The sequence below is a fragment of the Rhizobacter sp. P5_A1 genome (assembly GCF_056400745.1).
On sequence record NZ_JBFUKR010000003.1, the window covers coordinates 197,992 to 212,482 of the forward strand.

12 protein-coding genes are annotated in these 14,491 nt (G+C 68.9%); 9 read left to right on the plus strand and 3 right to left on the minus strand.

What is annotated here, in order from left to right; translation table 11 throughout:
• The first annotated feature begins 29 nt into the window (after window positions 1-29).
• The 6 genes from AC1DTW_RS04520 (at window position 30) to AC1DTW_RS04545 (ending at window position 8,880) form a co-directional block, all read left to right on the plus strand.
• Window positions 30-1,802, plus strand: coding sequence for a bifunctional metallophosphatase/5'-nucleotidase (locus AC1DTW_RS04520; protein WP_477979551.1), 1,773 nt, complete (start codon window positions 30-32; stop codon window positions 1,800-1,802).
• Between the two features lie 89 nt (window positions 1,803-1,891).
• Window positions 1,892-3,043: a metallophosphoesterase gene (locus AC1DTW_RS04525; protein WP_477979553.1), complete on the plus strand. Its 1,152-nt coding sequence runs from the start codon at window positions 1,892-1,894 to the stop codon at window positions 3,041-3,043.
• A gap of 107 nt (window positions 3,044-3,150) precedes the next feature.
• Complete coding sequence (yajC, locus tag AC1DTW_RS04530) at window positions 3,151-3,486, plus strand: preprotein translocase subunit YajC (RefSeq protein ID WP_477979555.1); 336 nt, start codon at window positions 3,151-3,153, stop codon at window positions 3,484-3,486.
• 92 nt (window positions 3,487-3,578) lie between these two features.
• Window positions 3,579-5,459 (plus strand): protein translocase subunit SecD, encoded by a 1,881-nt coding sequence (secD, locus tag AC1DTW_RS04535; protein ID WP_477979557.1) that lies wholly within the window; start codon window positions 3,579-3,581, stop codon window positions 5,457-5,459.
• Window positions 5,460-5,500: 41 nt separating this feature from the next.
• A complete protein-coding gene (secF, locus tag AC1DTW_RS04540) occupies window positions 5,501-6,547 on the plus strand; it encodes a protein translocase subunit SecF (RefSeq protein ID WP_477979559.1) in 1,047 nt (348 codons plus the stop codon).
• A 38-nt stretch (window positions 6,548-6,585) separates the two neighbouring features.
• Window positions 6,586-8,880 carry a DUF1631 family protein gene (locus tag AC1DTW_RS04545; RefSeq protein WP_477979561.1) on the plus strand — a complete coding sequence of 765 codons (2,295 nt, stop codon included), beginning with the start codon at window positions 6,586-6,588 and terminating at the stop codon, window positions 8,878-8,880.
• Window positions 8,881-8,953: 73 nt separating this feature from the next.
• On the opposite strand, the gene AC1DTW_RS04550 is transcribed toward AC1DTW_RS04545, so the two are convergent.
• The 3 genes from AC1DTW_RS04550 to AC1DTW_RS04560 all read right to left on the minus strand — a co-directional run bounded on the left by AC1DTW_RS04550 (window position 8,954) and on the right by AC1DTW_RS04560 (window position 11,843).
• Window positions 8,954-9,406: a Smg family protein gene (locus AC1DTW_RS04550; RefSeq protein WP_477979563.1), complete on the minus strand. Its 453-nt coding sequence runs from the start codon at window positions 9,404-9,406 to the stop codon at window positions 8,954-8,956.
• A gap of 87 nt (window positions 9,407-9,493) precedes the next feature.
• Window positions 9,494-10,597, minus strand: a complete 1,104-nt coding sequence (gene dprA, locus AC1DTW_RS04555) for a DNA-processing protein DprA (protein WP_477979821.1) — start codon at window positions 10,595-10,597, stop codon at window positions 9,494-9,496.
• Window positions 10,598-10,664: 67 nt separating this feature from the next.
• Window positions 10,665-11,843 carry a LysM peptidoglycan-binding domain-containing protein gene (locus tag AC1DTW_RS04560; RefSeq protein WP_477979565.1) on the minus strand — a complete coding sequence of 393 codons (1,179 nt, stop codon included), beginning with the start codon at window positions 11,841-11,843 and terminating at the stop codon, window positions 10,665-10,667.
• 249 nt (window positions 11,844-12,092) lie between these two features.
• Here AC1DTW_RS04560 and def point away from each other — a divergent pair, with 249 nt between their 5' ends.
• From def to htpX, 3 genes are all read left to right on the plus strand, one after another.
• Window positions 12,093-12,599, plus strand: a complete 507-nt coding sequence (gene def / locus AC1DTW_RS04565; protein ID WP_477979567.1) for a peptide deformylase — start codon at window positions 12,093-12,095, stop codon at window positions 12,597-12,599.
• Window positions 12,596-13,564, plus strand: coding sequence for a methionyl-tRNA formyltransferase (gene fmt / locus AC1DTW_RS04570; RefSeq protein WP_477979569.1), 969 nt, complete (start codon window positions 12,596-12,598; stop codon window positions 13,562-13,564). Before def ends, fmt begins: the two co-directional genes overlap by 4 nt.
• A gap of 73 nt (window positions 13,565-13,637) precedes the next feature.
• Complete coding sequence (gene htpX, locus AC1DTW_RS04575; RefSeq protein WP_477979571.1) at window positions 13,638-14,489, plus strand: zinc metalloprotease HtpX; 852 nt, start codon at window positions 13,638-13,640, stop codon at window positions 14,487-14,489.
• The last annotated feature ends 2 nt before the right edge of the window (window positions 14,490-14,491 follow it).

The following is a 14,491-nucleotide window of genomic DNA, read 5'->3' on the forward strand; positions in this document are numbered from 1 at the left end:
TTTCACTTTTCCTGTTTGCCGATCCGACCATGACGATGCCCGATTCGATGCCGTTTCCCCGCGCCTGCCGGCGCCTTCTGCTGACCGCGCTGCTCGGTGTGTGCGGCCTCGCGCAGGCCGCCGAGCCGGTGCACCTGAGGCTGATCGGCATCAACGATTTCCACGGCAACCTCGAATCGACCGGTCTGAGCCTGACCCTGGCCGACCCGCAGGGCGGCAAGCCGCTGCGTGTCGCGGCGGGCGGTGCGGCGGCACTGGCCGGCATCGTGCAAACGCTGCGCGCCGGCGCGCCGAACAGCCTGATGCTGTCGGGCGGTGACCTGATCGGCGCGGCGCCGCTGGTGTCGACGCTGTTCCGCCACGAGTCGACCATCGAGGTCATGAACGCGATCGGGCTCGACGCCGGCAGCGTCGGCAATCACGAGTTCGACGCCGGCATCACCGAGCTGCAACGCATCGCGACCGGCGGCTGTGCGGCGACACTGCCCGACGACGCGGTGACCTCCTGCGGGCTCGAGCGCTACACCGGCGCGAAGTTTCCGATGCTCGCGTCGAATGTGCTCGACACGCAGGGCAGGCCGGTGCTGCCGCCGTACACGATCAAGCGCGTCGCCGGCATCCGTGTCGGCATCATCGGCGCGGTCACGAAGACGACGCCGTCGATCGTCGTGCCGTCGGGCGTGGCCGGGCTGCGTTTCATCGACGAGGCCGAGGGCGTGAACCGCGCCGCGCGCCAGCTGCGCGCGCTCGGCGTGAAGACGATCGTCGCGATCTTCCACGAGGGCGGCGAGCTCGGCACGCCGCAGAACCGCGGCGACTGGAACGACACGACCTGCCCGAACCGCTCGGGCCCGATCTTCGAGATCGCCGAGCAGCTCGCGCCCGAGATCAGCGTGGTCTTCTCGGCCCACACGCACCAGGGCTACCGCTGCATCGTCGGCGGCCGCACGATCATCTCGGGCACCTCGTACGGGCGCGGCGTCTCGGTCGTCGATGTCGAGATCGACCGCAAGACGCGCGCGATCGTCGCGGCGGCGACGCGCAGCTACAACCTGCCGGTCGTCAACGACGCGACCGATCCGCTGCTGCGCGAACGCCTCGCCGCTGCCACGCCGGCGCCGTATGCCGACGTGCTGCGTGCAACGAAGCCGGATCCAGCGATCGCCGCGCAGGTCGCACGCTACGCGGCAATCGTCGCGCCGAAGGCCGAGCGCCGCGTCGGCACGATCACGAGTCGCTTCGGTCGCGGCGGCGAGGTCGACAGCGCCGCCGGCCGGCTGATCGCCGACTCGCAACTCGCGGCGACGCGTGAGCCGTCGAACGGCGGCGCGCAGATCGCGCTGATGAACCCGGGCGGCATCCGCAGCGACCTCGAGTGCCGCGGCACGCCGCCTTGCACGGTGACCTTCGGGCAGGTATTCACGATGCAGCCGTTCGGCAACAGCCTGGTGGTGATGACATTGACCGGCGCGCAGCTGAAGGCGCTGCTCGAATCGCAGCAGAAGGCCGGCGGCGACATGACGGTGCTGCAACCGTCCGAAGGGTTCGCCTACACCTGGCAGTCCGACGCGACCGCCGGCGACCACGTTCGCGACATGCGGCTGAACGCCGAGCCGATCGTCGCGGGCCGCGCCTACCGCGTCACGGTCAACAGTTTCATGGCCGAGGGCGGCGACGGCTTCATCACGCTGCAGAAGGGCGAGGCACGCACCGGCGGCGGGCAGGACCTCGACGCGCTGCTCGCCTACCTGAAGGCCGAACGCGCGCCGATCGCGACGCCGCGCGTCACACGCCTGCCGTAACCCCGCATCGCGCGGGCGAGCGCGAGGGCTTGCGCTCGTGCGGTTCGCAACCACATGCGGCTGACTCACTTCCGCCGCTGTTTCCTCCGATGTCGCTCGCTCCGCTGTTCCTGGTCTCTTCGCTGCTGCACGCCTACGTGGGCTGGCGCGTGGCGCCGGCGCTGCCGGGCGGCACGTGGCCGGCCGCGCTGTTCGTCGCGCTGCTGCTCGCCTCGGCGCTGCTGATGCCGATGGCGCTGCTCGCGCGGCTCGTGCGCCGCCAGCCGCTGTCGGACCGGCTCGCATGGGCCGGCGCGCTCGCGATGGGGCTGTTCTCGTCGCTGTTCGTGCTGACGCTGCTGCGCGATGTGTTGCTGCTCGCCGCGGTGGCGGTCACGCTCGCGTTGCCCGATGGCGCGCTGGCGGCACTCGGCCTCGAGGCGAAGAGCGCGCTCGCGGTGCCGCTGCTCGGCGCGCTGATCACGCTGTGGGGCTTCGTCAACGCGCGGCGCACCGCGGCGGTCGTCTCGGTCGATGTGCCGATCACCGGGCTGCCGGCCGCGCTGCACGGCTTCACGATCGCGCAGATCAGCGACATCCACGTCGGGCCGACGATCAAGCGCGCCTACCTGCAGCGCATCGTCGTGGCGGTGAATCGTCTCGAGGTCGACATGGTGGCCGTCACCGGTGACTTGGTCGACGGCTCGGTGCACGAACTCGCCGGCCATGTCGCCCCGCTCGCGGCGCTGAGCTCGACGCACGGCACCTTCTTCGTCACCGGCAACCACGAGTACTACTCGGGCGCGCCGGCGTGGGTCGTCGAGCTGCGGCGCATCGGCCTGCGCGTGCTGCTGAACGAGCATGTCGTGCTGCAGCACGGCGGCATGCCGCTGCTGGTGGCCGGTGTGACCGACTACAGCGCGCACCACTTCGATCCGGCCCAGCGCAGCGATCCGCAGGCCGCGCTCGCCGGCGCGCCGGACGCCGCGACGACGCGGGTGCTGCTCGCGCACCAGCCGCGCAGCGCCGAGGCCGCCGAGCGGGCCGGCTTCCATCTGCAGCTGTCGGGCCACACGCACGGCGGGCAGTTCCTGCCGTGGAACCTGTTCGTGCGGCTGCAGCAGCCGTTCACCGCGGGCCTGCATCGGTTGCGCGGACTGTGGATCTACACCAGCCGCGGCACCGGCTACTGGGGGCCGCCGAAGCGCTTCGGCGCACCGTCCGAGATCACGCGGCTGCGCCTCGTCGCGCGGGCGGCCTGACGCCGCGCGGGCCGCTGTCGGGGCATTCATTCGCGCGCCGGGGGCGCGTCTTACAATCGACGGGTTTCGCTACCGGCGCCGTGCCGGACCCCAAAGAGGATTCTCAAGTGTTCATTTCCGAAGCTTTCGCGCAAGCCGCACCCGCCGCCGCGTCCGACTCCATGTTCGGCAGCCTGGGCAGCATGCTGCCGCTGGTGCTGATGTTCGTGGTGCTGTACTTCGTGATGATCCGCCCGCAGATGAAGCGCCAGAAGGAATCCAAGGCGATGATCGACGCGCTCGCGAAGGGCGACGAGGTCGTCACCACCGGCGGCATGCTCGGCAAGATCTCGAAGATCGGCGAGAGCTACCTGACGGTCGAGGTCGCGAGCGGCGTCGAGATCCAGGTGCAGCGCGGCGCGGTCGTGCAGGTGCTGCCCAAGGGCACGGTCGCCGCGAAGTAAATGCTGCGCTGCGCGCGCAGGCGGCTCGCGCACCCGACGAGGTGCGACGGGCCGTTTGCTTTTTTGACGTGCGCCGCTGAAGGAACCCATCGATGAATCGCTATCCCGCCTGGAAATACGCACTGCTCGTGATCGCCCTGCTGGTCGGGCTGGTCTATACGCTGCCCAACGTCTTCGGCGAAGCGCCGGCGGTGCAGGTCAGCAGCGGCAAGGCCACGCTGAAGCTCGACGCCACGATGGCGCCGCGCATCCAGGAGATCATCGCCAAGGCCGGCCTGAAAGCCGACTTCGTGCAGTTCGAGGGCAACTCGGTGAAGGCACGCTTCGACGACCTCGACGCGCAGCGCAAGGCGAAAGACGCGATCAACGCCGCGCTGAACCCGGACGCGGCGAACCCCAGCTACATCGTCGCGCTGAACCTGCTGTCGCGCTCGCCGGGCTGGCTGACCTCGCTGCACGCGCTGCCGATGTTCCTCGGCCTCGACCTGCGCGGCGGCGTCTACTTCCTGATGCAGGTCGACATGAAGTCGGCGCTGACGAAGAAGGCCGAGGCGCTGACCGGCGACATCCGCACCTTGCTGCGCGACAAGAACCTGCGCCACGCCGGGATCACGCGCGATGGCAACAACGTCGACGTGCGCTTCCGCGACCGCGAGACGGTGACGGCCGCGCGCACGCTGCTCGGCGATCAGCTGCCCGACCTGCAATGGATCGAGACGCCCGACGGCACCGACATCAAGCTGACCGGCAGCCTGAAACCCGAGGCCGCGAAGCGCGTGCAGGACACGGCGATCACGCAGAACATCACGACCCTGCACAACCGCGTCAACGAACTCGGCGTGGCCGAGCCGGTGATCCAGCAGCAGGGCGCCGACCGCGTCGTCGTGCAGCTCCCGGGCGTGCAGGACACCGCGAAGGCGAAGGACATCATCGGCCGCACCGCGACGCTCGAGCTGCGCATGGTCGACGACAGCAGCGAGGCGGTGCTCGCGGTGCGCGGCAACGGCCCGGTGCCGTTCGGCACCGAGCGCTTCGCCGATCGCGACGGCAGCCCGCTGATCGTCAAGCGCCAGGTCGTTCTGACCGGCGACAACCTGACCGACGCGCAACCCGGCTTCGACGGCCAGACCCACGAGCCGGTCGTGAACCTGACGGTCGACGCCAAGGGCGCGCGCATCATGAAGGACATCTCGCGCGACAACATCGGCAAGCGCATGGCGATCCTGCTGTTCGAGAAGGGCAAGGGCGAGGTCGTGACCGCGCCGGTGATCCGCGGCGAGCTCGGCTCGCACTTCCAGATCTCTGGCCGCATGACGGCCGGCGAAGCGAACGACACCTCGCTGCTGCTGCGCGCCGGTTCGTTGGCCGCGCCGATGGACATCATCGAAGAGCGCACGATCGGCCCGAGCCTGGGCGCCGACAACATCACGAAGGGTTTTCACAGCGTGCTGTTCGGTTTCGCCGCGATCGCGCTCTTCATGTGCGTCTACTACCAGCTCTTCGGCATCGTCTCGACGCTGGCGCTGGGCTTCAACCTGCTGCTGCTGCTCGCGGTGCTGTCGATGCTGCAGGCCACGCTGTCGCTGCCCGGCATCGCGGCGATCGCGCTGACGCTGGGTATGGCGATCGATTCGAACGTGCTGATCAACGAGCGCGTGCGCGAGGAGCTGCGCGCCGGCAAGTCGCCGCAGGTCGCGATCAGCGAGGGCTACGAGCGCGCCTTCGGAACCATCCTCGACTCGAACGTCACGACCTTGATCGCCGGCCTCGCGCTGCTCGCGTTCGGCTCCGGGCCGGTGCGCGGCTTCGCGGTCGTGCACTGCCTGGGCATCGTGACCTCGATGTTCTCGGCGGTCGTGTTCTCGCGCGGCCTCGTGAACCTCTGGTACGGGCGCCAGAAGAAGTTGAAGAGCGTCGCGATCGGCCAGGTCTGGAAGCCGCAGGCGGCCGATGTGCCTGCGGTGAAGACCTGATCCGCCGAACGCCCGACGACGCAACAGCACAAGGATCACTCATGGAGTTCTTCAGAATCCGGCGCGACATCCCGTTCATGCGGCATGCGCTGGTGTTCAACATCATCTCGGCGGTGACCTTCCTTGCCGCAGTGTTCTTCCTCGCGACGCGCGGGCTGCACTACTCGATCGAGTTCACCGGCGGCATCGTGATGCAGGCGAGCTATGCACAGACCGCCGATGTCGAGAAGATCCGCGCCAACGTCGACAAGCTGAACTATGGCGAGTCGCAGGTGCAGAACTTCGGCAGCTCGCGCGACGTGATCATCCGGCTGCCGGCGACCCAGGCGACCAAACAGACGCAAGTGGCCGCCGCGGTGTTCGAGACGCTGTGCAAGGCCGAGAACGGCAGCGTCAGCGTGCGCCAGATGACGACCGAGAAGGGCGAGACGGTGAGCCGACCGGCGTGTTCGGCGAGCGGGGCGGCCGGTTCGATCGAACCGGTGCAGCAGCGCAGCGTCGAGTACGTCGGGCCGCAGGTCGGGCGCGAGCTGGCGGTCAACGGGACGTATGCGCTGCTCGCGGTCGTCGTCGGCATCATGATCTACCTGGCGATCCGCTTCGAGTGGAAGTTCGCGGTCGCCGCGATCATCGCGAACCTGCACGACGTGATCATCATCCTCGGCTTCTTCGCGTTCTTTCAGTGGGAGTTCAACCTGACGGTGCTCGCCGCGGTGCTCGCCGTGCTGGGCTACTCGGTGAACGAATCGGTCGTCATCTTCGACCGGATCCGCGAGGCGTTCCGGCGCTTTCGCAAGATGAACACGCACGAGGTCATCGACCACGCGATCACCAGCACGATGAGCCGCACGATCATCACGCACGGCTGCACGCAGGCGATGGTGCTGTCGATGCTGATCTTCGGCGGGCCGACGCTGCACGGCTTCGCGATCGCGCTGACGATCGGCATCCTGTTCGGCATCTATTCATCGGTATTCGTGGCTGCCGCAATCGCGATGTGGCTGGGCGTCAAACGCGAGGATCTGGTCAAGGCCGGCCCCGCGAAGGAGACCGATCCCGATGACCCGAACGCCGGGGCGGTGGTGTAGAGTCAGCCCGTAATATTCTCAGGAAGCGTCACCGACACATGCCGACCCCTGCCAACCCGACGGCATTGGCCCAACAGGCCAGGCGCTCCTACATGGAGGGTCTGCTGTCCGGTCTGCCGAACGTGGTGCAGGCGGTCGAGCAGGGCGCCCGTCTTCTGCTGAGCCAGAAGGCCGAACCGATGGTCGCGATGAAGCGCCGCGAGCTCGTGCCCGACCTGCAAAAGGCCGCGCCGTTCTGGCTCCAGGGCATGACCTCGATGCTGCGCGGCGCGCGCCAGAGCGGGCTGGTGTCCGCGACGGGTCCCGGCGACCTGCCGTTGCCGGCGAGCCGCCACGCCAAGCTCAGCCTCGTCGACGACGACACGATCGAGCACGAGATCATCAGCTCGAAACTCGCGCTGTCGATGATGGATCGCGCATCCTGGGAGTTCACCGACCTGCGCTCGCGCATCAACATGCTCGAAGGTCGTGACGAACTCGACACCAACGATGTGCTGCGTCCACACGTGTTTGCCCGCATCATCAGCGCGTCGTGGCGCGCCGCCGGGTTGAGCCTGGACGCATGGCGGCAGCTGCAGGGCGTGCTGCACGAAGAGTTCGCGCTCTTCGCCGAAGAGGGCTACCACGAGACGAACCGCTTCCTGCTCGAGCGCCACGTGCTGCCCGAGATCGACCTGCGCCCGTTCATCCGGCGCTCGCGCGGCAGCCGCACCGGCGGCTTCACGCACTCGGGCCATGGCAACACCGGCGGCTTTGCCGCGTCGGGCGGCGCCGATGGTCGCGCAAACGTCGGCGACGAGACCCGCATGATGACCCGCGCCGGCGGGCTGGCGCGTGGCGCCGATCATGCCGAAGCCGTGCTCGGCCGCCTGAACCGGCTCGTCGGCCGGCAGCTGCCGGGTTTCGGCGTCACGCAGCAAGACCGCCCGGTGATGACCGCGCCCCGGCTGAAGAGCGCGATCAACGAGGCGCAGCAGGGCATCGCGCGGCGCCTCGAGACGGCCGAGCACCAGCGCACCGTGGCCGGCGGCCATGTCAGCACGCCGGCGCTGCTCGAGGAACTGAACCAGCGCAAGCAGGCCCTGAAGCAGGCCGCGACCACGCCGGTCGAGCGTGCGACGATCGAGATCGTCGCGCTGCTGTTCCAGAGCATCCTGACCGAAGAGCGCATCGCGAGCGCGGTGCGCGTCTGGTTCGCGCGGCTGCAGATGCCGGTGCTGCGCGTCGCGGTCAGCGAGCCCGATTTCTTCGCGACGATCGACCACCCGGCGCGGCGCCTGATCGACCGCATGGGCTCGTGCGTGATGGGCTTCGACGCGACCAGCCGTGCCGTCGGCGACATCCTCGAGAAAGAGATCAAGCGCATCGTGCAGGTCGTCGAGGCCTATCCCGACACCGGACGGCGCGTGTTCCAGACCGTGCTGATCGAGTTCGAGAAGTTCCTCGAGCACTACTTCAAGAACGAGAACGAGGCGTCGCGCAAGGGCGTGTCGCTGGCGCAGCAGGTCGAGCAGCGCGAGACGCTGGCGATCCAGTACACGATCGAGTTGCGCAAGATGCTCAACGAAGTGCCGGTTCAGGAAGGGGTGCGCGAGTTCCTGTTCCACGTCTGGGCCGACGTGCTCGCGATGACCGCCGTCAAGGCCGGCAACCAGAGCGATGCGACGCGCGAGATGAAGCGCGCCGCCGCCGACCTGATCTGGTCGGCCAGCGCGAAGGTCTCGCGCGAGGAACGCGCCGAGGTGATCCGCCGTCTGCCGCCGCTGCTGAAGACACTGCGCGATGGCATGGACAACGCCGGCGTGCCGGCCGACAAGCAGGATGAGCACATCCAGCGCCTGAACAACTCGCTCGCCGCCGCGTTCACCGCGAAGACCGCGGCGATTCCGCATGAGCGCCTCGAAGAGCTGATGGCACGCCTCGAGACGCTCGAAGAGCTGCTTCCCGAGGCCGACGACCTCGAGATCGACGAATCGATGGTGCACGACCTGTCGGGCCACGAGAGCTCCGAGCTCGAGGTCGTTTCCGAGGGTGGCTCGATGCCGACGCCGGCGATGATCGCGTGGGCGCGCGAGCTGCAGGTCGGCAGCTGGTACATGCTCGACTACCGCAGCCGCAACGAGCCGATGCAGCTCGCCTGGCAAGGCATGCGCCGGCAGCTGACGCTGTTCGTCTCGCCGCAAGGGCGCGGCGTGCTGTTTCAGCAGAACCGCCTCGCGGCGTTTCTGCAGGCCGGCCTGCTCGTGCCGGCGCAAGACGAATCGCTGACGGTGCGCGCGACGCGCAGCGCGATGGCCAAGCTCGACGGCGATCCGAGCCGGTTGCTGGCATAGGGAACGCGCGCGGGCCGCGGCCCCGCATCCCCTCGGGGGATCGGCCGACATGTGCGTCGGCCGAAGGCCTCCATCAATGGATCAAGCGGTCTTCGACATCGACGAACAGCTCGTCGAGGATCAGCGCATCCGGCTCTTCGCCGAGGCTCCAGAACACCATCAGCACGATGATCTTCAGGTCTTCGAGGTCGATCGGGCCGCCGGGGATCGCGCTGGCGCGGTCGATCACCATTTCGCGCATCGGCGGCGGAAGCACACCGGCCGATTCGAGGAAGCTGATGAAGCCGATCGAGTCTTCGCCCAGGTGTTCCTGCTCGGCCGGCGAGTAGACGCGCAGGCTGGATTCGCCCTGTTCGCCGACATACGCCTGCGCGGCGGCGGCGACCCCGTCGAGCCACGACAGCGCCTCCTCGATCTCGTCTGATTCGAAGCCAACCGACGAGAGCTTGCGCGTCAGCTGGTCGTGGTCCGGACAGGCATCGGGGCGCCAGTAGTTTTCGTACAGGTACACGAGCACATCGAACATGGTTTCACTATACCGCAGCCGCTCGGGCCGCACGGCGGTCGCGGATACCCGGTTTTGCGCCGCAATCGACGCGCCGGTCATCGCGCTTCAGCCTGGTGCCCGGCGCTGGAACAGCTGGCCCGGCAGGCGCGCGACCCGGCCATCGAGTTCGAGGCCGAGCAGCCGCGTGCTGAGCTCCGCGGCGCTCCAGCCGGTGCGCGCGGCGAGAGCGTCGAGCGTGACCGGGTCGAAGCCGAGCGCGGCAAGCAAAGGCGCATCGGCCGGATCGGCGCCCGGCGCGGCAGCCGGCGCATCCGGCGTGGCGCCCGGCAGGCGCAGCTCTTCGAGGATGTCCTGCGCGGTCTCGACCAGTTTCGCGCCCTGCTTGATCAGCGCGTGGCAGCCGCGCGACTGCGGCGAGTGAATCGAGCCGGGGATCGCGAACACTTCGCGCCCGGCCTCGTTCGCGAGCCGTGCGGTGATCAGCGAGCCGGATTTCAGCGCCGCCTCGACCACCAGCGTGCCGCCCCCGAGCCCGGCGATGATGCGATTGCGCCGCGGGAAGTTCTGCGCCATCGACGGCGTTCCGAGCGCGTATTCACTGACGATCAGGCCCTTGTCGGCGATGCGGTGCGCGAGGCCGAGGTTGCGCCGCGGGTAGACGATGTCGAGGCCCGTGCCGACCACCGCGATCGTGCTGGCGGCGCCGTCGAGGCCACCCGCGTGCGCCGCCGCATCGACGCCGAGCGCGAGGCCGGAAACGACGGTCAGCCCGGCGTGGCTCAGGTGGCTGGCGAACGCGCGGGCGTTGTCGGCGCCTTGCGGCGTCGGGTTGCGGCTGCCGACGACGGCGATCGCATCGGCCTGCAGCAACTCGATCCGGCCCTGCGCATAGATCAGCAGCGGCGGGTCAGGCGCGTCGAGCAGTGCGCGCGGGTAGCGCGGGTCGCCGAGCGTGATCACCGCGCGCGGTTCGACCGCCGCGGTGTTCAGCCAGGCGAGCGTGGCATCGAGCAGGGCTTCGAGTATTTCAGGCTCGGTCTCGAGCGCGGGGGCCTGCTGTGCGCCGACGACTTCACGCCGCGCTGCGGTCGAGGCTGCAATCACGGCCTCGGGCGAGCCGAACGCCGCGAGCAGCCGGCGCGCCGACTCGCGCCCGAGCAGCGGTGTCTCCAGCAGGCGCAGCCAGGCGCCGAGTTCATCGCGTTCGATCACGCTGCGGAGTCGCGGCACGCGGCCGGCGGGGCGCCGGCCGATCTTGTGTTCGGGGATCGGGACTTCAGGGCTGCGTGAAGCGGTCCCCCGGCGACACCGGTTCCTTCACCGACAGGATCAGCGCGTACGACATCCGGTCGAAGACGCGGAACACGAACAGCAGGCCATGCCGCTCGTCCGGCAGCTTGATCGTCGGTTTGCTCGGGTCGGTGGTGTCGACGACACGTGCGCCGTTGTGGATCAGCGCAAGCACGTGGCCGCGCTCCATGCCGTCACGGGTGCCGCGGTTCAGCGAGACGATCTGATTCTGGCCGGCCGTCAGCGCATCGCCGTACAGCGAGACGATCTGGCCTTCGAGCACGCCCTGCGGCGCGTGCGGCGCGTAGTTCGTGTACTCGCGGGCCGGCACCAGCGCGAGCCGGTCGCCGACACCCGCCTCGGTGCGCACGCTGGTCACCGTGAAGGTGGCCGGCACGACCTCGGACTTGCCGGCCGCATCGACCCGCGTCTCGCCCTGGCGCGTGTATTCGGCCGAGCCGACGTAACGGGCCTCGTAGCCCAGCAGTTCCTTCGTGGTCGGATCGACCAGCGGCTTCGGCTCGCGGAAGATGCGGTAGTCGCTGCCGTTGCTCAGCTCGCCGCGCACGTAGGCGGTGTCGCCGCGGCCGAGGATCACGCGGCCCTCTTGCGTCGCGACAATGCGCGGCGCCGCCTGCAGCTCGTTGGTCTGGAAGATCACCGCCTCGCTGAGGAACGGCTCGATCAGCCCGAACGGGATCGACGCCAGTGAATCCGCCCCGAGCGCGGACGAACGCACGCGCGGCGAGAGCTTGTCGGTCCCGGTGGCGCCGACCGCCTGGCCCATGCGCAGCCGGGCGCGGCCGCCGGTCTTGTCGAGCACCAGCACCTGCCCCGGGTAGATCAGGTGCGGGTTGCGGATCTGTTCCAGGTTCATGCCCCACAGCTCGGGCCAGCGCCACGGGCTCTTCAGGAACAGCTTGGAGATGTCCCAGAGCGTGTCGCGCGTCTTCACCGTGTAAGAGTCGGGCGCGTTGGGTGCCAGCTCCGACAGCGCAACGCCATCCTGCGCGACCTTCTGCGCGGTGCCGCGCTGCTGCGAAGTGATCGGATAATCGGCAGCCTGAACCGCGCTGGCACACAAGGCCAGGCCCAGCATCGCACCGACAGACACGGTACCGGCAGCCCGGCGAACATGAGAAACGGATCGATCACGACGGGTCATGTAGGTGTCTCTCAGGCGATGCACGGCATGGGGCGCCCGCGCGATGGGGTTTAGTCCGCTGTCTTCGCCGTGCCAACAACGCTTCGGCGAAAATGCTCAATCAGTTTCACAGATTCTGCCTCTAAACCCTTGATATCGCAACGAAAGTGACCCCGCCCGCGGCGCCGTGTGAGACCTGTCACGGTGGCGGGCGTTGCGTCAGTTCCACAATGCCGGCGGCGCCCGAGGCGCCACCGAAATGAAACCTCCATGGCCAAGCTGAACATCCTGCGCTACCCCGATCCGCGCCTGCACATCGTCGCCAAACCCGTCGCGCAGGTCGACGCGCGCATCCGCCAGCTCGTCGACGACATGCTCGAGAGCATGTACGCGGCCGATGGCGTCGGCCTCGCCGCGACCCAGGTCGACGTGCACGAGCGCGTGATCGTGATGGACACCTCCGACACCCGCGACGACCCGCGCGTGCTGATCAACCCCGAGCTGATCGCGAAGAGCGAGGAGATGAGCTTCGTCGACGAAGGCTGCCTGTCGGTGCCGCTGGTCTACGACAAGGTCCAGCGCCATGCGCGGGTCACGGTGCGCGCGCTCGACCGCGACGGCCGGTCGCAGGAGTTCGCGGCCGAGGGCCTGCTCGCGATCTGCGTCCAGCACGAGATGGATCACCTGATCGGCAAGGTCTTCGTCGAGTACCTGAGCCAGCTCAAGCGCGACCGCATCAAGACCAAGATGCTGAAGAAGGCGCGCGAGGAGGCATGAACGTCGCGTTCGCCGGAACGCCCGAGTTCGCGCACTTCGCGCTCGCGCAGCTGCAGGCAGCCGGGTTCCGGATCGGCCTCGTGCTGACCCAGCCCGATCGCCCGGCCGGCCGCGGCATGAAGATGCATGCGTCGCCGGTCAAGGCATTCGCGCTCGAACACGGTTTCGCGCTCGCGCAGCCGCGCAGCCTGAAGCTCGATGGCAAGTTCGCCGACGAGGCCGCGGTGGCGCGCGACGCGCTGCTCGCGGCGCGGCCCGACGTGCTCGTCGTCGCCGCCTACGGCCTGATCCTGCCGCAATGGGTGCTCGACCTGCCGCGCCTGGGCTGCCTGAACATCCACGGCTCGCTGCTGCCGCGCTGGCGCGGCGCCGCGCCGATCCAGCGCGCGATCGAGGCCGGCGACGCGCGCACCGGCATCACGATCATGCAGATGGACGCCGGCCTGGACACCGGCGACATGCTGCTCGCCGAATCGCTCCCGATCGCGCTCGACGACACCGCCGCGACGCTGCACGACAAGCTCGCGGCCTGCGGCGGCCGGCTGATCGTCGAGGCGCTCGAGCTCGCGGCCTGCGGCGGGCTGGTGCGCCGGCCCCAGCCGCTCGACGGCATCAGCTATGCGCACAAGATCGACAAGGCCGAGGGCCCGATCGACTGGCACGGGAGTGCGGCGACGATCGAGCGCCGGCTGCGCGCGTTCGATCCGTTTCCCGGCGCCAGCACCGCGCTCGACGGCGAGACGATCAAGTGCTGGCGCGCCAGCGTCGTGTCCGGCACCGGCGCGCCCGGCGAGGTGCTCGCGGTCGACGCCGCCGGCATCACCGTGGCGTGCGGCGAAGGCGCGCTGCGGCTGACCGAACTGCAGCGCGCCGGCGGCAAGCGCCTGCCGGCGGCACCATTCGTCCAGGGTCTGCAGGGCGGGGCGCTCGTTTCCGGCCGGGTCTTCACATCGCCGAATCGTTGAACTCCGGCGGCCTGCCCGCATCTGTGCGTCTCCGGCGTCTTCAATGACGTCTTCCCAACGAGGACACCACGCCATGTTCAATCTGCTCAAGACCGCGGTCCTGATGGCAGCGATCACCGCGCTGTTCATGGCCATCGGCTCGCTGCTCGGCGGCCGCCAGGGGATGGCGATCGCGCTCGTCGTCGCGCTCGGCATGAACTTCTTCAGCTACTGGTTTTCCGACACGCTGGTGCTGAAGATGTACAACGCGCAGCAGGTCGACGAGAGCTCCGCGCCGCAGTTCTATCGCATGGTCGCCGAGCTCGCGCAACGCGCGCAGCTGCCGATGCCGAAGGTCTACCTGATCAACGAAGACGCGCCGAACGCGTTCGCGACCGGCCGCAACCCGGAGCACGCTGCGGTCGCCGCGACCACCGGCATCCTGCGCATGCTGTCCGAACCCGAATTGCGCGGCGTGATGGCCCACGAGCTCGCCCACGTGCGCCACCGCGACATCCTGATCAGCACCGTCAGTGCGACGATGGCCGGCGCGATCTCGATGCTCGCGAACTTCGCGATGTTCTTTGGCGGCCGCGACAGCGAAGGCCGCTCGACGAACCCGATCGTCGGCATCCTGGTGATGATCCTCGCGCCGATCGCCGCGAGCCTGATCCAGATGGCAATCAGCCGCGCGCGCGAGTTCGAGGCCGACCGCGGCGGCGCCGAGATCTCGGGCAACCCGCGCGCGCTCGCCAGCGCGCTGCAGAAGATCCACAACGTCGCGCAAGGCGTCCCGCTCGAAGCCGCCGAGCGCCACCCCGAGACCGCGCAGATGATGATCGTTAACCCGCTGTCGGCCGGCGGGCTGCGCGGGCTGTTCTCGACACACCCGTCGACCGAGGAGCGCGTTGCGCGCTTGCTCGCGATGGCGCCGGTCGCCGCCTGAAC